This is a genomic window from Hymenobacter setariae, assembly GCF_007713685.1.
GTDB lineage: Bacteria > Bacteroidota > Bacteroidia > Cytophagales > Hymenobacteraceae > Hymenobacter > Hymenobacter setariae.
On record NZ_VMRJ01000009.1, the window covers coordinates 39,108 to 63,928 of the forward strand.

Consider the following 24,821-nt stretch of genomic DNA (forward strand, 5'->3'; position numbering starts at 1 on the left):
TTAGCGGGAAATGGTGGAGAGAGTGGTGTTTTGCAGTACCCGCCAGTTCTCCATTAGAAAGCCGTGGGGGTTATTCTCGGAGCGCGTCACGTCCCGCAGGGTGCAGTCAGCTATCAAATCCCGGTTGGTAATCGACGTGGCCCGAATCAGGCGCTGATGGGCATAAGTCCGGGCCGTAAATGGGCGGTTTTTGCTCAGCACCACACTATCCACCGTAATTTCCATGCTGATGTTGGCCGCTATCAAATCGTTATAAAAACCCTTTTCTTTCAGGTTTTCATACTCCCGCTTCGCCGAGTTGTCAGCCAGGTATAGGGCCTTGTTGATGTTGCCATCAATCGCTTTCTGGTCGGGGTCCAACGTGAAAAAATCTTCGTGGAATTGCTTGACGTGGGCGCGGGCTTCTACCGGCCGGTCGGACCGTGCATCCCGTGCCCCAGCCGTGAGCAGCTGGCCCCCTTCCAGCACGTAGATTCGGTTTGCCGCCGCCGCTGAGTTTTGGAAGGAAAAGTACGCCACGGTAATGGCCAGGATTAGGCACGAGGCAATGAAGATGATAGCCAAAGCTTTAACCTGCTTAAAAGCTGAATCAATGGTTTTTAGGGATTCAAACATGGTCGTTGTTGCTAGAGGGAAGAAGAAGTGCTTGCTTCTGATTCGTTAAGAATTGTTGCCATTGCGGCCGAAGTAGCCCCCTACCCTCTCCCGGAGTGCCGTGCCGGCTCGGTGGCCAGCTTGCTCGCCCCGCGTCATATTGCCGAAGCCAGCTCCACCCGCCATTCCTTGCCCCATACCAATTGCACCGCCCATGCCTGTTGCCGCGCCCGATACACCAGCAGCACCAGCTCGGCCAGCAACCCCGGCAGCAGCTCCAGCGCCAGCAGCTGCACCCGTCGCCGCGCCAATGAAGGCACTGGACATTTGGCTTGCACCACTAGCGGCAATGAGCATTTCCGTAATCTTCGGAATCAGCGCGTAGCCCACAATGGCAATGCAGAGGAAGACCAGGTAGCCGAAATCGGCTGAATCAACCCCCGCGTTAGCGTTCAGCCGGTCTACATCCGATTGAAGCATCTGCACTTGGAAAGTGGCCATCATAGCCCCAAACACATTGGCTACCGGTACCCAAAGCGAAATCGTAATGAAGTTGCCCAGCCATTTGGTGATGCCGCCGCCGAAGCCCGGAAAAATGGCTATGCCGAACGTGAGCGGCCCGAGCACCGAGAGCACGATTAGCAGAAACGTGGACATTACGCTAATCAGCAGGCGGGCCGCGACGTGGAACAGTTCGAGGGTGTTCTTCATCCACTCCCGGAAATTCTGGTTTACATCGTAGGCAATCTTATTGAAGGAAAGGCTCATCCGGTCCCCGATACCGCCCATACCGGTAGGTCCAGCCAAGTCCTTCAGTTTTTGCTCGTAAGCATCGTTGGTAGCGAAATCCTTATTTTCTGGTTTGCTGTCTAGGATGCGCTTTTTCTCCGTTTGCAGCCGGTCAATTTCAGCGGACTTGTCCATCCGTATCGAGTCGGTGCTATGCGATATTGCCCCCGTCATGCCGCGCAGGCCTTGGCACAGTTGAGGGAAAAGCAGGATGCAGAGCCCAATGAGGAACGGCCGCAGCAGCGGATACACGTCGATGGCTTCCGACCGGGCAATATGGCCCCACACTTTGGAGCTGATATAGATTAATGCCCCTACTCCCCCAATGGCCCGTCCCAAGGTGGTAAACTGCGATACGAGCGGCATCATGTTGTCGTAGAGCTGACTTAGCATCACCTCTAGCGCATCCATTTGCGCGACGACGGTATTGATATCCATAAGAAAGGAAGGCTGGTGGGTGGAAAAGGAAGAGCGTAGGTTGACCTAGCGGCTTCCCATTAGGGAAAGCACAGAGGCGCGGTCCTGGGCAGTTTGAGCTTGCATCCGAGCAATTGCCCGGCATTTCGACGTGTAGTAGTTCATCAGGTCATGCTGGCTGCCGATTTTGTCAGCTATGTTGTTGATGAACTCAATGCGTTCTGGGTCCGTCATCTTCGCCTTGCCGGCGCTGAGTACGCCCACCAGTTCACTTAGCAGCCCGATATTTTCATTCAGAATGCCTTGGTAAATGGTGGTGGCCCCCGAGAGCTGGGCAGTCGATAACCCTTTGGTGCGTAGCTCAGGCAGGACGCTTGAATAAAGGCCAATCATGCCGGTTTGGTGGTCGTAGATTTCCTGAACCCGCCGATACGTCCGCACCCCAGAACTGATTTGGAGTAGGCTGCTATACCACTGGTCATGCAGTTGTTGGGTCTGGTCAATAACGCCTTTAATCTGGCCGCTAACTGCCGTCATATCCCCCGCGAGGGCTTTGCCTTGCGCTAGCAAAGTGCCCGAAACGGTTTGGTGAGTAATCTGCTTGCGCGAAATCTGCTCCGAAATAGGAGCAGAGATAACGGCCGGGTACTGGGCGTGGGCGCGATGGGCACCGAGCACGAGCACCAAAGCGCTGAGCTTGGGAAGGGATTTCATAACCGCGATGCGTTAGGTGGTGAGGCCCCTACCCTATCGGGCAGATGACATGAAGGAGCGCAGGGATTGCAGGTCCTGCGCGTTTTCTTTGGCCGTTCGCATCATCATCAGATTGCGCGAGGTGTAGTAGTTGAGCAAGCCGGCCTGGTCGGTAATCTTCTTGTCCAGCTGGTCGATGAAGCGCATGCGTTCGGCATCCGTCATTTTGAGCATGGCCGGGCTTACAATCGTTTGCAGGTCTGAAATCGTGGTAGAGCTTTCGGCCAGCATCTTGCCATAAATGGTTGTCATATCCGACAACTGCGTGGGCGTGATGTAGGGCGACTGGCGCAGCACCTCGATAGCGGACGAGTATTGCGAGATGATTTGCGTCTGCTTCTCGAAGATGTTGCGAACACGCCTGTAGTCGCGCACGGCCGAGCTGACTGATAGCAGACCATCGTACCAGGTTTTGGCCATAAGCATATTCTTCTCCGAGAACATCTTGGTCAGTTCCTGCTCCTTTACTCCCGAAGCGACTAGCTTATTTGCCGCCGACGAAAGCACTTTCATCGTGTTTTGCAGGCCGGTTTGCACCCCTCCTTGTACTTCCAGTACCGGGGCAGTTACCACGAGCTGAGCTGAGGCCCGCAAGGCAGTGAAGCCGAACAGCGATAAGCTTAAGATTCCAACTTTCAGGTTCATAATAATGGAAAAGGAAGGTGGAAAGAGAGAGAGAGGAAACCGCTACCGTTGGTCGCGGGTGTAGGGGTGCTCCAGGTACATCATGTGCCGCTCAGCGCCCAGGCGGACGTGCTGCATCCCGTCCCACGCCATTTGCAGCTGAGGCAATGCTTTGTCGGAAGTCGGGGCAGGGTTATCCTGAGTAAGTGGGATAATCGTCTTGGCCACCGTCTCACATTCGCCCGCAAAGCCATCCCACTGTTTGGCATCTTCGGGCTTCACTTTTTTCATGCCCCTCGACTTGGCCACCATGCGCAGCACGGCGCGGTAGTTCTTCCAAATACCGTCGGCCAGCGGGTGAGCTTTGATACCTGAGCTTAGTTCACTACCATACCAAGCTCCGACCGCCTGCGTGTAGGCCCGTGCCGCCGTAGCGTCAGCCGGAGCACCGCCAGGAAGCGCTGAAAGGCTATCGGCAAAAGCAGTTGCTGCCGATACTTCAGGCAGCGCTGCGACCGTTGCAGCCGGCGCACCAGCCGCAGCCCCAGGGGCTGATGAATCAGAACCACCGCAGCCAGACAAGGCCAGTAGCATTCCCGCTGAAAGCAAGGTAGTTTTCATAGTTTTCCCCTTTTGTTCAAATTGGTTACTTGCCTTCTCGCAGTTCAGCGGCCACCAGCTTGATAGCCGTGGGCATGTCGCCGGTCTTCTCAAACTTGTCGAACAGGCGCATCTTCTCCGATTCCTCGGTAGTGTAGGTGATGTATTCCTCCTTGGAAACCTCAATGGAATACACCTTGGAAACCACCCCACCCAGCGAAATAAATACCTCGGTGTAGCGGCCCCGCTCGGGCTTGTTGTCGCGGTTGATGGAGAGGATGAGGGCCTTCTCCTTTTCGGTCAGGGAGAGAAGACTTTGTATCTGGTCGAACTTCAAAATGAATTTGCGCTGGTCGAGCAGAATCTTCGTGTCGGAGTTGTTGATGATGGCATCTTTAACAATCTCATTGCCAATGATGTCATCTATCTCCTGCGTTACCACAATGGCTTCGCCGAAGAACTTCCGCACCGTCTTAAAGAGATACTTGATGTAGGCGGCCATCCCCGGCGTGGTGAGCGCTTTCCAGGCTTCCTCAATCAGAATCATCTTCCGTACCCCTTTGAGCTTGCGCATCTTGGAGATAAAGGTTTCCATGATGATGAGCGTCACCACCGGAAACAAAATGGGATGGTCTTTGATATTGTCCAGCTCGAAAACGATGAAGGGTGACTGCACCAAATCCAGTTCCTTGGGCGAGTTCAGCAGGTAATCGTACTCGCCGCCCCGGTAGTAGGGCTTCAGCACGTAGAGGAAATTATCAATGTCAAAATCCTTCTCCCGCACCTTTTCGGCGAGCAGCAACTCCGAGTAAGGGCCTTTCACGAACTCGTAGAACGTGTTGAAGCTGGGCCGGATAGTCTCATCCTCTTCCAGCATCACATAGTACAGGCTCACTGCCGTGGACAGCGATACATACTCCGACTGGGACACGCTTTCATCGTCCTTTTTCCAGAGTGCCTGGAGCAGCGTCTTGATGGATTCCTTCTTTTCAACGTCTAGCTTTCCAGACACCAGAAAAGGGTTGAAGGCAATCGGGTTATCTTCCTCGTAGGTGAAATACACGCCGCCTTTCAGCTCGCAGAGGCCCTTGTAGGAGTTACCCGTATCGACCAGCAGGACGTGCGCCCCCTGCTCGTAATACTGCCGAACCATGTGGTTAGTGAAAAACGACTTGCCCGAGCCCGAGGGGCCAAGGATGAATTTGTTACGGTTGAAGATGATTTGCTTCTTCATCGGCTCATCCGACAAATCGACCTGCACGGGCCGCCCGGAAAGGCGGTCGGAGAGCTTGATGCCCTTCGTAGCCCCGGTGCTGCGGTAGTTGGTTTCGGAGGCCCAGAAGCACACCGACTGCTCGATGAACGTGTAGAAGGTTTCTTCGCTCGGGAAGTCGCCGGCATTACCCGGCACCCCACCCCAGTACAGCGCCGCAATGTCCACGGTGTTTTGCCGGGGCTTGCAGTTCATAGTGTTGAAGGCGGCGTTTACCAGCTTGCGTACTTCGGTCAGCTCATCTTCGCTTTCCGACCAGGTGAGCACGTTCACATGCACCCGCGCAGGCCGGCGCTTATCGGCCACTGCCTCATTGAGGTACTGCTGGTAGAACTCGTGGTTGACCGAGTTCTGGCGCGAGTAAAGCGAGAGCGAGTTGAGGCGGTCCTTCTTCTGCTCGAAGGTTTTGAGCGTTTTCTGGGTGTTGTCCAGAAACACGTACTGGTTCAGGATATGGCTGGTGCCCAGCAGCAGCCCCAGGGGGGCCGCGAACGAAATCGGGAAATCGGTGTACTCGGTGCTCAGTGGCTCGTAGCGGATATCCGATTCCACGCCCAGCGGCAAATCATCGAGGTTGGCCACCGAGAACATATTGCAGAACTGCTGGCCGACCTTCAACCCGTTGGTTAAGTCCAGGTCCACCTGCTGCGCTTGGTCGGAGAGGTTCAGGGCGAAGTACTTTTCCAGCAGTCCGGATTTCTCCGGCGTGCCGGCCAGCTCGTCGGAGGTGAGCCGGTGGGACTTGATGTAAGGCGCGTTGGTGGGGCCGACGCTTTCCAGCGTCCGCAAGAACTGGCCCACGTTGTCGAAGAAGGCTTCCATTACCTTCTTGTCGAGCATATCCTTCGGCACGATGTTGCGCCGGGCCAGCAGGCCCGACGAGCTGCCCCAGTCGGGCCGCTCCGACGACATCTTGGTGATGTAGAGGTAGCAGAAGTGGTTGAGGAAGGGCCGCTCGAAGAAATGGCGCTCGTAGGCCGACGAGAGCAGCGTTCTGTCCGTCTCGAAGCCGGGAGCATACTTGTCTTCGACAAACCAGTCCTGCTTATGCACCGCGCAATGGTCGGGCAGTAGCCGCACCGCTTTGACGAAGGCCTGTTGCAACTGGGCGTAGTCTTCCCGCGAGAGCGTGAAAATCTCGGGTAGCTCCAAGCGGAACGCCACCGTTACATCGGCGTTCTTGGAGATGAGACAGTCCTTCTCAATCTTGTAAATCGGCTGCTTCGATTCGAGCGAGGCGGAGGCGAGAATTTTGCTGCTCATAATCGGAAAGGGAAGCCGAGGCCCAGGCACTGCTAGCGCCTGGGCCGGTCCTCATTTAGGTTTTGGAATAACCGGCTCTGCCGATTGGTAATGAGCTTCGGCGCGGAGCGCCGGGCATTGGCTTTCATCAAGCCATGCTCCCCATACTTCGTGTTGAGCGCGAACACGCCCGCCCACATACCCCCGCCGAGTACCAGCGTGATAATGACCGAAAACAGCAGGGGCGTACCCACCAGGTACATCGTCACGAAGGCGACGAACACCAGGCCGATACCAGCCACCAGGTAGTAGACGTTGCCCCCAATCAAGCCCTGAAATTCCCACGGCTTGTTGATACCTCGGTTGAGGTTATAGCCAGGCATCGGAGCGCTGGCTTACAGGAAGAAGGAACGGACAACCGTTGCCACCAGCACCAGGAAAATCATGGAGCCGAACCACGACACCGCCGTCTTCTGGGTGTCCTGGTCGCCCGCGTTCCACTTGCTGTAGACCTTGATGGCCCCAATCAGCCCAAGCACCGCGCCGATGGCGTACATGAGCTTGGTGAGGGGGTCGAAGTAGTTGGTGACCTGCGTAGTGGCATCCTGGATGCCCGCCGTGCCCCCGGAAGCACCACCCTGCGCGTAGAGGACCTGGGAGCAGAGCATCAGACCAAGTATGGCTACCGACGAAAGAATTTGCTTCTTATTCATTTTGGGTGATTAAAGGAAGGATAATGGGAAATAGATAGTCAAACAGGGATAGGTAAAGCAAATAATTACTCGGTTTCGGGGCCGAATAAATCGGCTAATTCATCCGTATTAGTGGAGGTAAACTGAGCTAACTGGTCAGCCAGACTGGTGCCTACCAGGGCGACAGGGGTTGCAGGCTTCTCGCCTGCCTGGACCTGGGAAATGTAGGCGGCAACCGAATCTGCCTCATACAAATCCTCCTCTTCCAGCGTAGCCACGTCCGAAGGCGAAGCTACTGGCTCGTTGAAGTCAGCTAATGGCTCATAGCTGGTCGCAACAGCAGGTTGATACTCAATTGTGTCTTCTACGTGAAGCGCTTCAACATGGGGGTGTTTATTTTCAATATTTGCCCCTTCCGAATTGGTTTCTTCAATAACAACTGCCGAGGTATTCTCTTCTCCTTCAGCGGAGCCATCGGCCAAGTGTTCTGGCTGCGCGGCATGAGCCTTTTTGCGAATAATTGCCGCCAGGGCCTCGTTGGGCTGGTCGGCCTGCTCCTCCCGGTCGGCATCCATCGCAACGGCCTCATCCGTTGCCCCCGCCACCGAAGAGGCCGCGTCCATCGGTCCTTCGTCGTCGGTGCTATCGTCGCGGCCCGTAGCCGTGGCGGTTGAGCTGGGAAGCTCCCCCCCTACTACCGCCGCCGAGGCTTCGGGCAGGTTTTCCGCCGCCCCATCTTCGGGCGCTTCCACTTCCGCCGTCGCAGCTTCCGTCGCCGTGGGCGCAGTAGCGAAAGCCGACTTGGCGCGGACCAGCGAGGGTGGGCCAGCGGCCGACGCGGTGGCACCCGCGCCGGCTAGTTGGGGGACAGCCAATTTTCTGCCTTTCAGCAAGGCAGCCAGGTCATCCCGGTAGTACAGGAAGCCCACTACGACATAGTAGATTACGAGCAGGACCAGTACAAACACAAAGAATTGGACCCAGGTATATTGGCTAAGCATGTTTTGGTGGTGGTTAGGAAGATTAAAGCCTTTTGCCAGTGCGCTGGCGTAGCTTCTTTTGCAGGGCTTTTTGCAGCTCTGCATCGTGGGCCGAAATGAATTGGGAGATGATATTGTGAACCATATCCGGGATGGAAGCCCCCCCTCCTACTACCGTACCGAGAAGCGATAGGTATTCCTGGTGAGACTCGGTAATGCGGACGACCCAGGTTTTCTTATCGGCCGACTTCTCAAAGAGAGAGGCTAGATTAAAACTCATCGGCTCTCCATCTGTGGCGGCTTCTACGGAAGCGGCGGCTTCAGGGGCAGATTTAGCCGAAGGTTCTTTTTCCGGGACGGTTTCCACTTTTGGGACAGAAGTATCCTCAGTAGTGACAGTTGGCGCAGAAGTAACGACGAGCTTAGGCGCGGGAACTGGTTCAGCAGCAGGGGCCGGAGCAGTTTCCGGCGTGGGCTCAGACTCGGCGGCTGGCGCAGGTAAGGGCACCGGTACGGAAGTCGCCACAGGTTCGGCCACTACAGCAGCCGTGGGGGCAGGCGGAGGGGCCGACGCGACCGAAGCAAATTCTCCCTTTTGTTCAACTGTTGCCGTCGGCTCAACTGAACTGGCTACTGGTGCCGGGGCCGCTACCGGGGCAGCGGGGGCCGGAGGAGCCGAAGCCCCTCCCCCATCGATTAAATCATTGCTGGTGGCTGCTGCTTCCAGCATCTTTTGGAGGTCGGCGTCCTTTTCGGCCTGGCTCTTGGGTTTCGGTTTAGCCATTGGTGTTATTGGATTTTACGGAGTGAAAGAATTACAGGGTATCGTCCGATGCTTCGGCCGCGCCGGCCTCATCGGTGCTCACGGGCACCTCGATTACTTTGCCCGAGGGAGTTACTTCGCCGGGGCCGAGTACAATGGAGAGCATTTCCATAATCAGCCGGCCGAGGCCCAGCTTATCCAACTCCCGCTCAGGCAGCGAGAACATGGTGGAGCGTTTCTCCTTGTAGCTAATCATCAACTCGACCTTGCTTTCCAGCAGCGGCAGGTTTTTATCCTTCAAAAGCTGCGCTGCTTTATCGTAGGTGGACTTTTTCTCCGATTTCACATAGCGATTCCAGAAAGCGTAGAACCCCAGCAGGTTCGACTCGTCGGGGTCCGGCTGCGCGGACTTTAAAAAGCCGCCCAAAATCTGCATGTAGCCCATCGTGGAAGCTATCGTGCCTAAATCCGCTTCCATTGGGAGGAAGATGTACTGCACCATCCTGAGCAATTCTGGCAGACCCACGATGTTGACGGTACCCGGCGTATCCACCAGGATAAAATCAAAGCCCTGCTGTTCAAGCTTGTCGATGGAATCGACCGCTTTTTCCACACTGGAAATAACGATGGGATACGGCTTGATATCCTGCTTGAGCAGACGCTTCTGAAATGCCGGGTCACTGGCCAGCATCTGCTTGTCTTTGGTCCGGTAGACGTTGACCGTGTTCTGGGGATAGTCGCAGTCCACAATGGCAACTTTGTAGCCATATACATAGCAGAGCGCCGAGGCGACATGCACGCTGATGGTGGACTTGCCGGCCCCTCCTTTCTGGGTGGCGAAGGCAATCACTACTGGCTCTTTCATTGGTGCGGCGGTTGAGTTGTTGAGGATTAAAGTTGGGTGCAATGTTACTTTGTTACTTGGTGACAAATACACAAAGTGACGCTGTTACTCGGTGCCAAACAGCTACGGTGACAAAGTAACAAGATTACTTTGTCACGAATTTACTAAGTAACGAGGTGATAAAAGTACACCGTAACAAAGTAACTAACGCTCAAAGTAACCAACAAACAATATTATCTGGTGACTAAGTAACAAAGTAACAAACACACAATGTTATTTGGTGACCGAGTGACAAAGTAATCTTGTGACCTCAGCACAAGGTGGTTGGCGTAGCGGCTGGAAGTCACAAGATTACTTTGTCACTCGGTAACAAAATTACTTGCCCACAAAAATTAGTCGTTACCGTCACCGTGTACTAAAGTAGCAAAGTCACCTTGTGACAAGGCAATATCTCTCCCCTATTAGAATAGCCTGTTGAGAGCCCAAGTAACAAAGTGACTAAGTAACACCGATGCTAGCCCAGACAAGCTAAGAAAAAGCCGCCCGCAATCACAAGAGAAAACCGCTGTATTAGTAACAAAGTGACAATGTAACAAAGTCACTAAGTAATTAGCCTAGCCTTAGCTCTAACCCCGTTCAACGACCGTTCAACGCCCCCGTTCTACTAGCCCGTTCAATCGTACAGCAAGCCATGTCATTGTAGCTACAAACTACGTTTGCAGCTGACAATGACACCGCCAAGTTCGCAGGCTCACATGGCTTGGCTCGCTAAAGCAGACGATTAAAAAGTAGCTGTAATCTAATTCTAGCCGTAGGCAGGGGTAGAAAGTAACCCTGCGGAACTATGAATGAAGAAGCCACTCCTGAACCGACAGAGACTAATCGGGACGAAGTGCTACGTTTCCGCGTCACAGCTAATGAGAAGCGTGCTATTGAGGCGAAGAGTAAGGCAGCCGGGTTTAAGAAAACGTCGGACTACCTGCGCACCATCGGCATCGGGGGAGAAGTAAAGGAGGCGATACCGGCTGAGCTACGGCGGCAACTGGTAGGCATTGGCACCAACTTAAATCAGATAGCCCGGCGCATCCAGTCGAGCACGCTGTATGCGACCGATGAAAAGTCTTTGCACCAGCTGGTGGCCACCATCCGCCAGTACCTGGTATGATAGCAAAGACGAATACGGGAAGTGACTTTGAGGGAGCCCTTACCTACGGGGCAGGACAGCGGAAGGGGAGGGGCAAAGAGCCCGAGGACGCGCCGCTATTAGTAGTGGCGAATGTCATTCCCGGCAGCCCAAAAGAGATGGCGCAGGATATGCAGGCGGTGGCCCGGCTGAGCAAGAAAATCCAGAAGCCAGTGTGGCATACGGTGCTTTCGTGGAAGGCCGGCGAGGACGTAACCCAGGAACAAAAAGTGGCAGCCGCCCGGCGCTATTGTGAATTGATTGGTGCACCAATTGACCGGCATCAGGTGGTAGTTTATGAGCACCGCGATAAGAAGCACGCCCACGTTCACATCTACATAAACCGGGTGCCCATTGACGCGGGGCCGGCTCTGCGGACAGACAATAACTTCTACCGACAGCCAGCAATCACGAGGCAGATAAGCCAGGAACTGGGGATGCAGCCGCTACCAGAGCGCCGGCAGAGTGTGGCTGATACGGACCCCACCAGGCAGAAAGCGCGGGAGATAGTACGCGAAGCGGTAAAGCAGCTGGTGACCCACCCGGAGAACGCCGGCAAGCAGTGGCTGCAAGAACAGCTGGAGCAGCGGGGAATCAGTACGCGCTACAAGCACGACAACGGCGGCGTGCTGCGGGGAGTGAGTTTTGAGTTGAATGGGGTAGCCGTTACCGGGCAGCAGGTGGGCTATAAGGCCGCCCAGCTCCGCGAGTTGTTCCCGGTCGGCCAGGACAACGAGCAGCAGTTGCCCATTTTACCCACGCCACCGCGCCCTATCCAAGATGAGGACAAGGAAGCCAGCAAGCAAAGACCGAAAGGACCACGCTTATAGAATTGTACTTTATTAATTCACGCAATCGACGTTAGGTATCATGGAAGACGAGAAAGCACTACGAAAAATCATGGAGTTCATGCGACTCTTCGCCATCGTTTTGATGGGCATAAACATCTACTACTACTGCTTCGGCTACTTCCAGTCGATGGGGTGGACTTCGGGCGTAGTCGAGCGCATCATGGCCAGCCTCACCAAAAACTCCTTCCTGTTTAAAGCCAGTTGGGTAAGTAAAACCCTGGCCGTGGTTTTCCTCATTCTGAGCTGCCTCGGCATCAAGGGCCGCGCCAACGAAAAATTAAAAGGGAAAACGGTGATTGGCTACGCGCTGATTGGGCTGGGGCTGATTTATGGCTCCGACCTGCTACGCGCTACCGACCTGCCGGCCGGGCTGGCCACGTTCCTCTACGTGGCGCTGGTCGCGGGGGGCTTCCTGCTGCTGCTGAGCGCCGGCACCTGGCTCAGCCGGTTGTTCAACAACGACCTGATGAAAGACATTTTCAATAAGGACAACGAATCATTCCCCCAGGAGGAGCGGCTGATGGAAAACGAGTACTCGGTGAATCTGCGCACCGAATACCTGGTGCGGGGCAAGAAGCATCACGGCTGGCTGAACGTGGTCAATCCATTCCGCGCCACGATGGTGCTGGGTACCCCCGGTAGCGGTAAGTCCTTCGCGGTCATTAACGAATTCATCCGGCAGCACCTGGCTAAGGGCTTCTGCATGTACATCTACGATTACAAGTTTGATGACCTGAGCCTAATCTGCTACAACGAGTTGTTGAAACACCAGGACAAGTTTGATAAGCCGGTGGGCTTCTATGTCATCAACTTCGATAACCCGCGCAAAAGCCACCGCTGCAACCCGCTGCTGCCCGAGTTGATGACAGACATTGTGGATGCCTACGAAAGCGCGTCCACCATCATGCTCAACCTCAACAAGAGCTGGATTAGCAAGCAAGGCGACTTCTTCGTGGAGAGCCCCATCAACTTCGTGGCGGCCATCATCTGGTTTTTGAAGCTGTTCGAGAAGGGCAAGTATTGCACCTTCCCCCACGTCATTGAGTTTCTGAGCCGCGATTACGAGGAGATTTTCCCTGTCTTAGCCTCGTACCCCGAGATTGAGAACCTGGTGAAGCCGTTCGTGTCGGCGTTCCAGAAGGATGCTATTGAGCAGCTGGAAGGTCAGATTGCCAGCGCCCGGATTCCGCTGGGCCGGCTGGCCAGCCCACAGCTGTACTGGGTAATGTCGGGCAATGATTTTACGCTCGATATTAACAGCAACGAGGAGCCCAAGGTATTGTGCGTGGGCAACAACCCCGACCGCCAAGCCATCTACGGGGCCGCGCTGGGCCTCTATAATGCCCGTCTCGTGAAGCTGGTCAACAAGAAGGGCAAGCGGAAATCGTCCATCATCATTGACGAGTTGCCAACGATTTACTTCAAAGGGCTGGATAACCTGATTGCCACGGCGCGAAGCAACAAGGTTTCGACGTGTCTGGGCTTCCAGGACTTCTCGCAGCTGGAGCGCGACTACGGCCAGAAGGAGGCCGAAGTAATCAAGAACACCGTGGGCAACGTGTTTAGCGGTCAGGTATCGGGTAACAGCGGCAAATGGCTGAGCGAGCGCTTCGGCAAAATCCTGCAACAGCGCCAGAGCCTGAGCATCAACATGCGCGAGACGAGCACCAGCCTTTCCACGCAGATGGACAGCATGATACCGGCCAGCACGATTGCCAATCTGACCCAGGGTAATTTCGTGGGGGCCGTCGCCGATAATTTTGGGGAGGAGATTGAGCAGAAGGTTTTCCACGCCAAGATTCAGGTAGACGTGAAGGCCGTAACCGCCGAGGCCAGAAACTACCAGCCGATTCCCGATATTACCAGCTTTATCAACCCAGCCACTGGCAAAGACGAGGCTGAGGAAATGATACAAGCCAACTTCCGCAGCATCAAAAATGACGTGAAAGAGCTGTGCGCCCGGGAGCTGGTTCGCATTGGCAATGACCCTGACCTAAAGCACCTCATCAAGGAGAAAACCGAGAAAGCAAAATGAAAGAGCCGCAGTCCAGCCCCGGAACCCCCAGCCCTAACAGCAAGCGAGTAGGGAAACGCCTGGCCACAATTCGCGAAGAATTGGGCAAGCACTACGGGGAGGCGGAATGGACGCAGGCGGCGGTAGCCAAACGCATTGGGCTGACGCAAAACATCGTATGGCGCATTGAGCAGGGGGAGGGGGGCAAGATTGAAAACTGGCTCAAGGTGATGGGGGTGTATGAGAGCCGGGGCTACAACCTGAACTGGGTGCTGACCAAAAACAATGGCCAGGTGAGCAAGCTTCAGCTGGACGAGGTAACCAAGAAGTCGCCGGAGCCCATCCGGGATGCCATTGTAAGGACGCTGGATAAGCACCTTACCGCCGTTGACGAGAAATTAGATGCCAAGATGGCTGAGCTTTCCGAACTGCTGACCACGCATCTGCGTACCCCCTAGCATCAATATAACCGCGCCGTTTCAATAACACGAAAACGAGAGGCTGGAACCTAAGTTGGTTTCAGCCTCTCGTTTTTTTTGGCCCATTATTTCCACCTAACCACATCATTACCAATGGCAGAGCAAGACGAAGTGCCCATTACGGAGGCCGTAGCGCCTACCCCCACCGCGTCCCAGGTAATCTACCTGAATGGCCTGCCAATGCCCGATGGCACGGTGGGCCGGGATTTACTCAGCAACCGGCCGGCACATTACAGCCTTTTTGAACTGAGAGTGGACCCCAGCAACCCCAACCGGGCGGAGGCATTCCCCGCCCCTAATGCTGATGCGCAGCTGTTGTACAGCCAAGACAGCGTCTTGAATCGGGTGTTTAATTTCGAGGGGCGGCCCCAGCCGGGGCAGGATTTTCTGGCCGTGCAGCAGCCCGCCATTTTTGAGCGCAGCGGCGAAACGTGGAAAATGACCATGCAAGGGCAGACGGGCTTTAGCAACCAGCCACAGCAGCAGCAGGTGCCGGAACTGGCCAGCGACGTTACCACGACTGCCGGCCCGGTGCGCGAGGAGGCTGCCGCCAGCTTGGGTAATCAGGAGCCCGGTAGCCGTATTCAGGTGAAATGGCAGCAGATTAACGACGAGGTATTGCCTCTTGATGAGATGCGGCTGTATTTGGAAGGCCAAGGGCTGCACATGGACAACCCCCAGGGCTACCAGGTCGGGCGAGGGGAGGATGGCAAGCTGACCACGAGCTTTCACCTGAAGTATGACCCCGCGCAAACTGACCCGCTGAAGATTGAGGGGGCTATCCAGGGCTTAAAAGAGCTGGGTAGTGGCAACGGCTTACAGGTTTTTGAAAACCATGAGCAGGAGGCCGCCCGCCAAAAGCTCATTGACCCAACCCAGCAGGCCAGTACCCGGACCGTGGCCAATGAGCTGAAGCGGGAACTGGCAGTAAGCGATTGGGGCACCAATCCGGCGACATTGGAAAGCCTGATGTCGAAAGCGCCGGCCGCCGCGCCGACCCAGGAGCCCGCACCCGATGGGACCGCGCCCGCAGTGGCCGCCGCGCCGGCCGCTGCCGACAAGCCAGCCCCCGAGCAGGCCCCCGCACCCGCGTTGGAATCCAGCGCCGGGGAACTGCAAATTAAATGGAAGCAGCAGGGCGACGCGGTGGCTCCCTTGCTGGAAATGCGGGCCTACCTCGACCAACTCAAAGAATCGGGCGTAGCAGTTGGCCCCATGAAGTTTGAGAAAGGTACCGATGGGAAGCTGAGCGGCAGCTTCGGCGTGAGCTACGACCCGCAGAGCCCGGAGCTGACCAAGCTGGAGGGCACTATCCAGGGCTTGAAGCGTGTCGGCAATGGGATTGAGATTGTCGAGAAGCCTGAGCAGGTAGTAGCTCGCCGGCAGCGCATGGGCGTGGACGACCAGGACCAGGCTACCGACCTGGGCTATTCCGTCAAAGAAGCGTTTGGCGTGAAGCAGTGGGATGCGCTGAGTGCCCAGCTAAGCCAGGCTCCCAAGCAGGCCCTCACCGGCCCGGAGCAGGCCCAGCAGGCAGCCGGCGTGGAGCGCGTGAAGCAGGTAGCCCAGCAGCAGGGTAAATCCACGGCGCAGGTGATTCAGGATGGCAAAAGCCTGCTTGACATTGATACCAGCGGCAACCCGGTCTCGGCGTTTCTGAAAAACTTCTATGAACACCTGAACGGCGCTCCCAAAACCCGCCAGTCGCTGGAAGTCGATTACGAGAAGACCCGCCAGGACCTACAGGCCCGCCTGATAAAATCGGCCGGTAATGCCGATGCCGGCGACCAGTTGAAGCCGGGTGCCCGGCCCGAAGGCGTAGCCCCCACGGCCCCGGCCGCAGCTGTTGCCGCCGCCGTAGCGCCCGAGGCCCCCGCGCCGGCCGCCACCGCTGTCCCCGTGCAGCAGCCCGCCACGCCCGCGCCGGCTCCGAAATTTACCGAGGCCGATATTCCCCAAAAAGTGCTCGCTTCGCTGGGCCTGACTGATGCCGACCTGAAAGCCAACGGCCAGCTGCAAAAGCTGCTGAACGGCGAGAAAACCGGCTTGCTGGCCATGCAGGCAGTCGGTAAGGAGGGGCAGGAACCGGTGAGATTCGAGGCGAAGATGGTGCTTCACCGCGAGGCGGACGGCTCGGCCACGCTGAAAATGGAGTTGCCGAAGAAGCTGCTGGAGATTCCCAACGAGATAGGGGGCCAGCCATTTACCCCAGAGCAGCGCAAGCAGTTGGAAACCGAGGGCACCGCTGGCTTAGTGCGCGGCCTGAAGGACAAAGAAGGCAACACCTACAACGGCTACGTGGGCGTTGATAAAGAGATGAACAAGGTCGTAGTTTTACCGGAAAGTAAGGTGACTTTCAAGGACGAGATTGCGGGCGTAAAACTATCAGCGGAGCAGAGTCACGACCTGCGCGAAGGCAAAGCAGTGCATCTGGCGCAAATGAACCGACCCAATGGGGGCGAGCCGTTTGACGGGACTGTACAAATCCACGCCGCGAAAGCCGGCGTGGAAGTGAAGCCCGAGCCTTACGAGCTGGCCAAAACCCAGGCACCAGCGGCTACCCAGACGCGGGACCTGGATTCGGAGAAAAAGCAGGCACCCGTAGCAACGGTGACCGAAGTAGTAGCACCCGCGCCACGGGTGCGCGGCCCACGCATCTAAAGGCGCTTCGTGCGGCCTTTAGGTAGTATCAACGAAGCCCGAAAACACTGTTTTCGGGCTTCCTATTTAACCTGATATGGAACACGACCTCACCTTCCAGCAAATCAAGGAGCGCGTTGAACTCCCCGAAATACTTACCCATTATGGCTACGCGCTGCAAAAGGGCGAGGACCTGGGCAAGGGGAAATGGCACGTTTTCGAGGGGGATGACAAGCTCGTGGTTTTCAAGGGTAGGGGAGGGGACTGGATGTATTTCAACAGCCAGGACGACCGCGATAAGGGCAGCGTCGTCGATTGGATGAAAAACCGGGTGAGCACGGGCCGCGTCGTCGGTATCGAGCAGTTGCCCGGCCGCAATATGTGGCAGAGCGTCAACGACCATTTCCGGGCCTACCTGAACCTGCCCGAGTCCGAGCGGCCCAGGCTGACTTTGCCGCCAATCAGCGAAACCACCCCCGGCGAGAAATTTCACAGCATCTACACCAAAGACTGCCGGCCCCTCGAAAATACCACTTTTCTGGAGAGCCGGGGTATTACAAAAACCACGATTGAGAACCCACAGTTTGCCGGCCGCATCCTGAACCAGCTGCACACCGTGCAGCGCGAGGGAATGCCGGCCAAGACGTTTGTAAATACGGCCTTCCCGGCCTACCACGACGGCCGCGTTGTGGGGCTGGAGCTGAAAGGGGAGGGCTTCAAAGGCCAGGCGGCCGAAAGCCAGTTTGCCCGCTCGCTGTGGCTGAGCAAGCTGCCGGAGGGCAAGCCGCCCACGCACCTTGTAGTGAGCGAGTCGGCCATTGATACGCTCTCCTACGCGCAACTGCACCCCGGCGAGCGAGTGTTGTATGCATCCACGTCGGGCACGCTGACGCAGAATAAGATATTTGAGATGAAGCGGCTGCTGGGGGAGGAGCGCATCCCCGCCATTAAATCCGCTTTCGACAACGATACCCAGGGCCACCACTTCGATACCCGACTACTCGCGGGCTTTGCCAGCGAGCAGAACCCGATGAAGGTGGTGCGGGAGCACGAGCACCTGCTGACCGTCGAAGTCACCACGGCCAACCTGGCCAGTATGCAGGCCGTGACCCAGCAGTTGAAATCCTTCAATGCCCGAACCACCGAGCAGTACAACCGCGAAAGCGGGGAGCCCGTCTCGCCAGCCATCGCCCAGACCTTGCGCGACGAGTTAATTAGTTCGGCCAGGCAAGGCCCCAATACTTACCAGTTCCACGTTCCAATGAACCGCGAAGCGTTGGGCGCTTTCAATCAGGCCATCGCCCAGAGCTTGCAGTACGACCAGAAAATCGAACTCGTCAAAAGCCAGGGTAAGGATTGGAATGAGGATTTGAAGCAGGACCAGATGCAGCGCGTGGTAAAGCGGGAGTTGGGCAGCGCCGTTACTCAGCAGCCGGAAGTGCCGGCCACCGCACGCGATAAGGGGGAGCGCCTGCTTACGATAGCGTATCGGGAAAGCCGGGATGAAATGTCGCAGCTGAGCACCTTGCAGCAGAACCTGGAAAAAGTGGGCCTGAGCATCGACCACTCGCGCAAGTTGGATAATGCTGCTCCCCGCGAACTGGCTACCGAGCTGACGCTACGCTACCGATTGGACTCGCCCCAATTGCCCGCTATTAGCGCTGCCCTCGACAGCCTGGCCACCAACCCAAAGGTTACGGTCAACGAAGGGATGGTGGCCCAGACGGAGCGCCGGCAGATGGCTGGTGAACAGGAAGTGGCCCAGCAGCAGAAGCGGGCCGAGCAGCAGCAGCTACAGCCGAGTGATTCGCCCGGCCACGACCAGGCCCGCCGCGTGTTCATTAACGCTGCCGCGCTGGTAGCGCAGACCCTACGAGAGAATGGGGGAGGCTTACAGGCCGCCTATTTGCAGCAGGTAAGCAAAAGTTTGCTCAAGCAGCCGGAAATCAAGCCACTGGACCAGGAAAATCTGGTTAAGGTGCTGGCCAAGGTAGACCAGGTACCCGCCCTCAAAGACAGTTCCAGTGTAGGCCAACTGCGCCAGGCTATGCAGGTTCTCCTTACCCCGGCTAAGCAGGAGCAGGCACAAGCGCAACAGCCGGAGCGCCGACGTGGCCCTAAGCTTTCGTAGCGGCTTCATAAGCCACTACGTAGTCAGTAGTAAAGTCGGCCGCCACTACTTGTTGTCCAAAGCAGATAATGCGCTCCCGAAGACACAGGCCCCACGGGGTATGCCCTTGCTGAATGCACTCGCCCAGCGCCTGCTTGTAATCTGCGCCCAACTCATACTGAGTGCCATCCTCATCAAGCACAATGCCGCGCAGCTCGTCAAAGGGAAATGATACTGGATTGGCAAAGTACCCCTGCACGAGCGGTTGGCCAGTAGCCAAGCGTCGCTGCACGTCAGCAAAAAAATCCCACTCGTTTTTCATGGTGCACCGGTAATTTACTCAAAGTAAACGGCCGCTAGCTTAGGAAGTACGCAAGCCAGGCCCTGGGCTCTAAATTTGAGTTAGTGCGCCTCACCATAGAAGGGAAAGCACTAGCAACATGCAAAAAGACCTTACCGCTTCGGTGAGGTTTTTTTATGCCTATCTGGTAAGGAACTAACTCACGCAGCCGGTGGCAGGAGCAAGTTTAGCAGCTGCCGCTGTTGCTTTTCCAGCGCGGTCATGCGCTCCACCAGCTGCCCGATAGCGGCGATAACTTCTTCATTCGTTGAAGAAGACTGATTCGCGGCCACGGCGGTGGGCGTGCGCCCGCGCTCTTTGCGCCGACGGATTTTGATGGCCGACTGGCTTTCGAGTGGATGAGCCCGCCCGGCGCGCTGGTTACAGGCCGCTACCCGGCACGGGCTGCCGCAGTATTTCTGCACCCACCGCTTCTTGGGAACAAACTTTCGCCGGCAGTATTCGCAGGCAATTTCGGAGTTATCGAGGAGTGACAAAGGCGTTTCGCGTTAATACCAATTGCAAATAACTAAAACGCAAGTAGTGTCCTTTTCTTAGCTGCCCGGCGGTCGCAGGTTTGTAGCGATGAACCTGACCAGGATTTTTGCCCCGCCTTACTGCCGAGCTGCCTTCCGGCTGGCTCGTGATGGAGTTACGTCTACTCCCCCCGCTAAACCGCGCTTGCAGCCCCCTTAATCGGGTTGTAAATGGGGTTGACTGGCCAATAATATATTGGTTAAGAGACGATTGTGTTTCATCAGGTACCAGATATGCCGCATTTGGCACTGACGCACCTTTGGGAGCGCTCTGCTGGCCAGCACTGCCATTCCCCGACTACCAAAAAAAGTTTGCCTTTTATTCCCTTGCGGCCTTCCACTGAGGCAGTGAGGGGACTACTTACCCGTGCCGGGGCCAGTTAACGCCCCCTCGCACAAACTGGTTTTCCACCTTATATCACCGGGTCTGGTGCCCGGCTTTTTACAAACGCAACCCATGAATACGAAGAAAATCGCCCTTTACACGGCCCTGCTGACCTTAGTGGCCGTTACGTTATTCGCTTGCTACCGGGGAGTACAGCTATACCACGAAGTTATCCGGCCCCAGGTACTGGTTGCGAGCGCGGCGACTCCCACCGTGCAGCCAGGAAAACAGGTGACGACTTACAGCTTTTCGGTCGTTCGGGAAGTAGTGGTGCCGCCCGCTCCGGTTGCAGTGCCTCACCGTGCTCCCCGGCGGCACAAGTAGATGGGAGCGACGACGTGTTCAGGAAATGTAATACTGGCTCAGCAGCACGAGGATGCCTGCGGCCAGGTAAATGCCAAAGCGCTGGAGCTTGTGAGCAGGCTTATGATGGTTGCACATGCAGGCCAAACATAGGCCCCGGCTATTCCGTTGCATCTCGTTTTGTAAGCCGGACAAATCCTTGGCTGATAACGCTATGCTGCTGAATGAGTGCCGGGAAACGCTAGGGGAGCGTGGTGCTGACGAGGTGACTGCGAGCTTCGGCGGTACCCTGCTGGGTTTCGTGCTGCACGTAATATTCCAACTGCGTGCCCGGTGCAAAGACATCGGTATCCAGGTAGGGCGAGCGGGTATTCACGGCCACGCGCTGCCACGGGCCAGCCTCACCGCCCACCCGGCGGAAAACGTGGGCTACTTCCAGCAGTTCTTTGGAGAAGGCCAGGTGACGACCTTCCGGCGTTAGGGTGAGGTCAATTTTGACAGTGTGCATGACTTGGAGCAGGTAAATTAAAACAACTAGGCAACCATGCCCAGCAGCAGAAACAGCAGGAATCCGACGAAAAATGCCAGCGTGAGCAGCGGCGTTTCGGTTTCCTCGTGGGCTTCGGTCAGCAGTTCCTCGGTGACTAAGAAGAGCAGCGCCGCCAGACCAAAGGAGAGCACTATTTCCAGCAGGTTGCCGGTGGCCCCGCGCAGTACGGTGGTGCCGATGCCGGCCCCGAGCAGCAGCATCAGGGAGGTGCCGGCCACAATGGCTACCGCCCGGCCCTTACCGTGCCCCCCGTCGCGCAGCTCCACGGCCGTGGCCAGGCCCAGGGAAAGCAGCTCAATAGTCAGCGCGATGGCCAGCAGGGTGCCTTCCTTCGCGCCGGCGGCAAAGCCGATGCCCAGCAGTAGCCCGTCAATGAGAATGTCGATGCCGATGGCCACCAGCAGACCCCACGGCAGCGGCGACGCGCTGGCGGTACCCGTGGTAACAGCAGCCGGAGCTTCCGGGGCAGCTTCCGTCTGCTTTTCGAGGCGCTGGGTGAAGTAACGCAGACCTAGCATGGTAGCCACGCCCAGGCCAAAGCCCAGGGCCACCTCGTAAGGGGCATGGTGCTGCACGATATCGGGCAGCAGCTCTACGGCGACCACGGAGAAGATGACGCCGGCCGCGAAGTGCAGAATGGCGCTACGCAGCTTCGGGCCGGGAGCGCGCCACACGGCCAGCGCCGCACCGGCTACCATCACAATGGCCGGCAGCAGCGAGAAGCCCAGTATCGTGGTCCAGGGTGGAGTAACGGCGGCAGGAATAACGAGCAGCATAGCGTAAGAGGGGAACAGGTCAGGTAGTTGGCTCGATGTGGACCAGCACGTTATAGACGGCAGGTTTGGCTTGCTTGATGGCCGCTTTCACCGCGCCGGCAATGTCGTGGCCTTCGCGCACGCTGATGCGGCCGTCCACTATCACATGCAGGTCGGCGAAATACTCGAAGCCCATCTTGCGCACAAAGCACTTTTCGGTGGCCACCACGCCGGGAACGGCTTCGGCCAGGGCGCGCACGTCTTCCGCCCACGTCCCGGCGGGAGCCTCATCCATGATTTCGCCGAAGGCCGGGCGGAAAATGTGGTAGGCGTTGTAGACGATGAAGCAGCAGGCCACCAGCGCGGCCCAATCGTCCGCCGCTTCCCAGCCCTTGCCCCCGATGAGGGCAATGCTGATACCCACGAAGGCGGTGCAGGAGGTAATTACGTCGGCGCGGTGGTGCCAAGCATCGGCCTTCACGGCGCTGCTGTCCACTTCTTCCCCGACTTTATTCACCCGGCGGTAGAGCGTCTCCTTGATGGCAATGACCACGGCCAGCACCGCCAGGGTGAAGGGAGCCGGCAGCTGGTGGGGCGTGAGGATGTGCAGCACACCTTCGGTGGCGATGTAAGCGGCGGCACATACCAGGGCCACGGCCACGGCAATGGCGGCCAGTGGCTCGGCTTTGCCGTGGCCGTAGGGGTGATTCGCGTCGGGCTCGCGGGCGGCGGTGCGCAGGCCCAACCACACGATGAGGGAGCTGAAAATATCAGTGCCTGACTCGATAGCTTCGGCAATGAGGGCGTAGGAGTGGCCGACCACGCCGGCCGTGCCCTTGCCCAGCACGAGGGCCACATTGGCCCCGATGCCAAGCAGGGTAGAGGTCTGGCCGCGCTCGGCACGCTCGCGGTTGGTGGGGGCAGCTGGTTCCATCAGGGAGAGCTAAGGTTTAGTAGTAAAGTCCATACGCTGAATCCGCACGGCGTTGAGGATGGCCAGCAGGGCTACCCCCACGTCGGCAAAGACGGCTTCCCACATGGTAGCCAGGCCGCCGGCCCCGAGGGCCAGCACCACGGCTTTCACGGCGAAGGCCAGCCAGATGTTTTGCCAGACTACGGCGTGCGTGGCCACGGCAATGCGGCGGGCGGTGGCAATCTTGCTCGGGTGGTCAGTTTGAATCACCACGTCGGCCGTCTCAATGGTGGCATCCGAGCCGAGGCCGCCCATCGCAATACCCACGTCGGCCAGGGCCACCACGGGGGCATCGTTTACCCCGTCGCCCACGAAGGCCAGCCGGTGGCCGGCGGCTTTCAGGCGCTCGACGTGGGCGGCTTTGTCTTCGGGCAGCAGCCCGCCGTAGGCTTCGGTGATGCCGAGTTCCTTGGCCACGCGCTGCACGATGGCGTCCTTGTCGCCGGAGAGCATGACGATAGTTGTAATGCCCTGCGCTTTCAACTCCCGCACGGCCTGAGCCGCATCCTCCTTGATTTCGTCGGCCACGGTGAGGTAGCCGGCGTACTGGCCCCCCACGGCCACCACCACGATGCTATCGACCACATGGTCAATTTCGGCGGGATAGGCAACGTTGAATTTGCTGAGCAGCTTGGTATTACCTGCCAGCACGTCTTGGCCATCGACCCGGCCGCGCAGACCGTGGCCGGCTATCTCTTCCACATTTTCCACGGCCAGAGGGGTGCCGGCGGACTTCACGTATTGCACCAGCGCCTGGGCGATGGGGTGGGTGGACTTGGCTTCGAGCGCGGCGGCCAGGGCCGTGAACCGGGCCGGGTCCTGCCCGTTGGCGGCTACCACCTGCTGTACGGCGAACACGCCCTTGGTGAGGGTGCCGGTCTTATCCATTACCACGGTATCAATCTCGCGCATGACATCGAGAAAGTTGGAACCCTTGAAGAGCACCCCGACCTTGGAGGCCGCGCCGATGCCGCCGAAGTACCCGAGCGGAATGCTAATAACCAGCGCGCAGGGGCAGGAAATAACCAGAAACACCAGCGCCCGGTAGAGCCAGTCGCGGAATACGTAGTCGTGCACGAAAAAGTAGGGCAGCAGCGTGAGCAGCAGGGCCAGCCCCACCACGATGGGCGTGTAGACGCGGGCAAATTTGGTGATGAACTGCTGGGCCTTGGCCTTGCGGCCCACGGCATCCTGCACCATCGCCAGAATCTTACTCAGCTTGGTATCCTTAAAGGCGGCCGTAACAGTGATTTGGCTGAGCGTGTCCTGGTTAATCATGCCCGCCAGCACGGTTTCACCCTTTTGCATGGTCTGCGGCACCGACTCGCCGGTGAGGGCGGCCGTGTTGAAGGTGCCGCGCTCAGATTGCAGCGAGCCATCCAGGGCCACTTTCTCGCCGGGCTTCACTTCAATCACGTCGCCCACCACCACTTCCTTGGGGTCGAGCACCAGGCGCTGGCCACCGCGCAGCACGCCCACTTCGGTGGCCTGAATTTCGAGCAAAGCCTTGATGCTGCGCTTGGCGCGGTTCACGGCCGCGTCCTGGAACAGCTCGCCCACGGTGTAAAACAGCATCACGGCCACCCCTTCGGCGTATTCGCCCAGGGCAAACGCGCCGATGGTAGCGATGCCCATGAGCAGGAACTCGTTGAAGATGTTGCCGCTGGGGATACTCTGAATGGCCGAGCGCAGCACTTTCCAGCCTACCAGCAGGTAGGCCACCGCGTACCACCCGAAGCGCACGTAGCCGGTAAAGAAGCCAGCTTTGTAGTAGTCCAGCGCAATACCAGCCAGCATCAGTACCAGGCTGATGCCCGGAGCCAGGTAGGGGTTGTCACCGGCCGGGCCGTGGTCGTGGTCCCCGTGGTCGTGGCCATCATGGTCGTGGCCCGCGTGCTCGTCGGATTCGTCGCCGTGGTCATGGCCCGCGTGGTTTGCGTCGGAGTGGTCGTGGCCGGGCACGTCGTGGCCCTGGGACGCGGCAGCGGCAGCGGGCGTGAGTTGGGCGCGGGTGAGCGCGCCCACGTTTTCGGGCTGCACCTGCTTGGCGGTGTTCAGCTCCTCGTTGAGGCTATCGGATGAAGGGTCAGGCATAAAAATCAGGAGTTGAAATCAGTTCTAAAGAGGGAAC

At 57.6% G+C, this 24,821-nt stretch carries 24 protein-coding genes; 7 read left to right on the forward strand and 17 right to left on the reverse strand.

What is annotated here, in order from left to right:
* The 11 genes from traK to FNT36_RS25000 all read right to left on the reverse strand — a co-directional run bounded on the left by traK (position 1) and on the right by FNT36_RS25000 (position 9,592).
* Positions 1 to 615, reverse strand: a complete 615-nt coding sequence (traK, locus tag FNT36_RS24950) for a conjugative transposon protein TraK (RefSeq protein WP_144853414.1) — start codon at positions 613 to 615, stop codon at positions 1 to 3.
* Positions 616 to 660: 45 nt separating this feature from the next.
* On the reverse strand, positions 661 to 1,821 hold the full coding sequence (locus tag FNT36_RS24955; protein WP_144853415.1) for a hypothetical protein: 1,161 nt from the start codon (positions 1,819 to 1,821) through the stop codon (positions 661 to 663).
* Between the two features lie 45 nt (positions 1,822 to 1,866).
* On the reverse strand, positions 1,867 to 2,514 hold the full coding sequence (locus FNT36_RS24960) for a hypothetical protein (RefSeq protein ID WP_144853418.1): 648 nt from the start codon (positions 2,512 to 2,514) through the stop codon (positions 1,867 to 1,869).
* A 33-nt stretch (positions 2,515 to 2,547) separates the two neighbouring features.
* Complete coding sequence (locus tag FNT36_RS24965) at positions 2,548 to 3,198, reverse strand: hypothetical protein (RefSeq protein ID WP_144853420.1); 651 nt, start codon at positions 3,196 to 3,198, stop codon at positions 2,548 to 2,550.
* Between the two features lie 42 nt (positions 3,199 to 3,240).
* The gene (locus FNT36_RS24970) at positions 3,241 to 3,798 is read right to left on the reverse strand and encodes a hypothetical protein (protein WP_144853423.1); all 558 of its coding nucleotides are present in this window, start codon (positions 3,796 to 3,798) and stop codon (positions 3,241 to 3,243) included.
* 25 nt (positions 3,799 to 3,823) lie between these two features.
* Entirely contained in the window at positions 3,824 to 6,313 is a 2,490-nt protein-coding gene (locus FNT36_RS24975) for a TraG family conjugative transposon ATPase (protein ID WP_144853425.1), read from the reverse strand.
* Positions 6,314 to 6,345: 32 nt separating this feature from the next.
* A complete protein-coding gene (locus FNT36_RS24980; protein WP_144853427.1) occupies positions 6,346 to 6,675 on the reverse strand; it encodes a DUF4133 domain-containing protein in 330 nt (109 codons plus the stop codon).
* A 12-nt stretch (positions 6,676 to 6,687) separates the two neighbouring features.
* Positions 6,688 to 7,005, reverse strand: a complete 318-nt coding sequence (locus FNT36_RS24985; RefSeq protein ID WP_144853429.1) for a DUF4134 domain-containing protein — start codon at positions 7,003 to 7,005, stop codon at positions 6,688 to 6,690.
* 65 nt (positions 7,006 to 7,070) lie between these two features.
* Entirely contained in the window at positions 7,071 to 7,985 is a 915-nt protein-coding gene (locus FNT36_RS24990; protein ID WP_144853431.1) for a prolipoprotein diacylglyceryl transferase, read from the reverse strand.
* Positions 7,986 to 8,007: 22 nt separating this feature from the next.
* Positions 8,008 to 8,748: a hypothetical protein gene (locus FNT36_RS24995; RefSeq protein ID WP_144853433.1), complete on the reverse strand. Its 741-nt coding sequence runs from the start codon at positions 8,746 to 8,748 to the stop codon at positions 8,008 to 8,010.
* A 31-nt stretch (positions 8,749 to 8,779) separates the two neighbouring features.
* Complete coding sequence (locus tag FNT36_RS25000; RefSeq protein ID WP_144853435.1) at positions 8,780 to 9,592, reverse strand: ParA family protein; 813 nt, start codon at positions 9,590 to 9,592, stop codon at positions 8,780 to 8,782.
* Positions 9,593 to 10,415: 823 nt separating this feature from the next.
* Between FNT36_RS25000 and FNT36_RS25005 the strand changes: the two genes are divergently transcribed.
* The 6 genes from FNT36_RS25005 (at position 10,416) to FNT36_RS25030 (ending at position 18,869) form a co-directional block, all read left to right on the forward strand.
* Positions 10,416 to 10,736, forward strand: coding sequence for a plasmid mobilization protein (locus tag FNT36_RS25005; protein ID WP_144853437.1), 321 nt, complete (start codon positions 10,416 to 10,418; stop codon positions 10,734 to 10,736).
* Complete coding sequence (locus tag FNT36_RS25010; protein WP_144853440.1) at positions 10,733 to 11,584, forward strand: relaxase/mobilization nuclease domain-containing protein; 852 nt, start codon at positions 10,733 to 10,735, stop codon at positions 11,582 to 11,584. The genes FNT36_RS25005 and FNT36_RS25010 overlap by 4 nt, the downstream gene beginning before the upstream one ends.
* A 40-nt stretch (positions 11,585 to 11,624) precedes the next feature.
* Positions 11,625 to 13,640 carry a conjugal transfer protein MobC gene (gene mobC, locus FNT36_RS25015; RefSeq protein ID WP_144853443.1) on the forward strand — a complete coding sequence of 672 codons (2,016 nt, stop codon included), beginning with the start codon at positions 11,625 to 11,627 and terminating at the stop codon, positions 13,638 to 13,640.
* Between the two features lie 80 nt (positions 13,641 to 13,720).
* Entirely contained in the window at positions 13,721 to 14,077 is a 357-nt protein-coding gene (locus FNT36_RS25020; RefSeq protein ID WP_144853446.1) for a helix-turn-helix domain-containing protein, read from the forward strand.
* Positions 14,078 to 14,191: 114 nt separating this feature from the next.
* Positions 14,192 to 16,759, forward strand: a complete 2,568-nt coding sequence (locus FNT36_RS25025; protein WP_144853448.1) for a DUF3945 domain-containing protein — start codon at positions 14,192 to 14,194, stop codon at positions 16,757 to 16,759.
* A gap of 76 nt (positions 16,760 to 16,835) precedes the next feature.
* Positions 16,836 to 18,869: a toprim domain-containing protein gene (locus tag FNT36_RS25030; protein WP_144853451.1), complete on the forward strand. Its 2,034-nt coding sequence runs from the start codon at positions 16,836 to 16,838 to the stop codon at positions 18,867 to 18,869.
* Here the strand turns inward: FNT36_RS25030 and FNT36_RS25035 are convergent.
* Together FNT36_RS25035 and FNT36_RS25040 are read right to left on the reverse strand one after the other, a co-directional pair.
* Positions 18,856 to 19,170, reverse strand: coding sequence for a hypothetical protein (locus FNT36_RS25035; RefSeq protein ID WP_144853454.1), 315 nt, complete (start codon positions 19,168 to 19,170; stop codon positions 18,856 to 18,858). The genes FNT36_RS25030 and FNT36_RS25035 overlap by 14 nt on opposite strands.
* A 179-nt stretch (positions 19,171 to 19,349) precedes the next feature.
* Positions 19,350 to 19,685 carry a hypothetical protein gene (locus FNT36_RS25040; protein ID WP_144853457.1) on the reverse strand — a complete coding sequence of 112 codons (336 nt, stop codon included), beginning with the start codon at positions 19,683 to 19,685 and terminating at the stop codon, positions 19,350 to 19,352.
* Between the two features lie 496 nt (positions 19,686 to 20,181).
* Here FNT36_RS25040 and FNT36_RS25045 point away from each other — a divergent pair, with 496 nt between their 5' ends.
* On the forward strand, positions 20,182 to 20,433 hold the full coding sequence (locus FNT36_RS25045; RefSeq protein ID WP_144853461.1) for a hypothetical protein: 252 nt from the start codon (positions 20,182 to 20,184) through the stop codon (positions 20,431 to 20,433).
* Positions 20,434 to 20,653: 220 nt separating this feature from the next.
* Here FNT36_RS25045 and FNT36_RS25050 read toward each other — a convergent pair whose 3' ends face one another.
* The 4 genes from FNT36_RS25050 to FNT36_RS25065 are packed head-to-tail and all read right to left on the reverse strand — an operon-like array spanning position 20,654 to position 24,784.
* On the reverse strand, positions 20,654 to 20,920 hold the full coding sequence (locus tag FNT36_RS25050) for a hypothetical protein (protein ID WP_144853464.1): 267 nt from the start codon (positions 20,918 to 20,920) through the stop codon (positions 20,654 to 20,656).
* 26 nt (positions 20,921 to 20,946) lie between these two features.
* A complete protein-coding gene (locus FNT36_RS25055; protein ID WP_233636218.1) occupies positions 20,947 to 21,738 on the reverse strand; it encodes a ZIP family metal transporter in 792 nt (263 codons plus the stop codon).
* A 19-nt stretch (positions 21,739 to 21,757) separates the two neighbouring features.
* The gene (locus FNT36_RS25060) at positions 21,758 to 22,651 is read right to left on the reverse strand and encodes a cation diffusion facilitator family transporter (RefSeq protein ID WP_144853467.1); all 894 of its coding nucleotides are present in this window, start codon (positions 22,649 to 22,651) and stop codon (positions 21,758 to 21,760) included.
* A gap of 9 nt (positions 22,652 to 22,660) precedes the next feature.
* Complete coding sequence (locus tag FNT36_RS25065; RefSeq protein ID WP_144853469.1) at positions 22,661 to 24,784, reverse strand: heavy metal translocating P-type ATPase; 2,124 nt, start codon at positions 24,782 to 24,784, stop codon at positions 22,661 to 22,663.
* Positions 24,785 to 24,821: the final 37 nt, after the last annotated feature.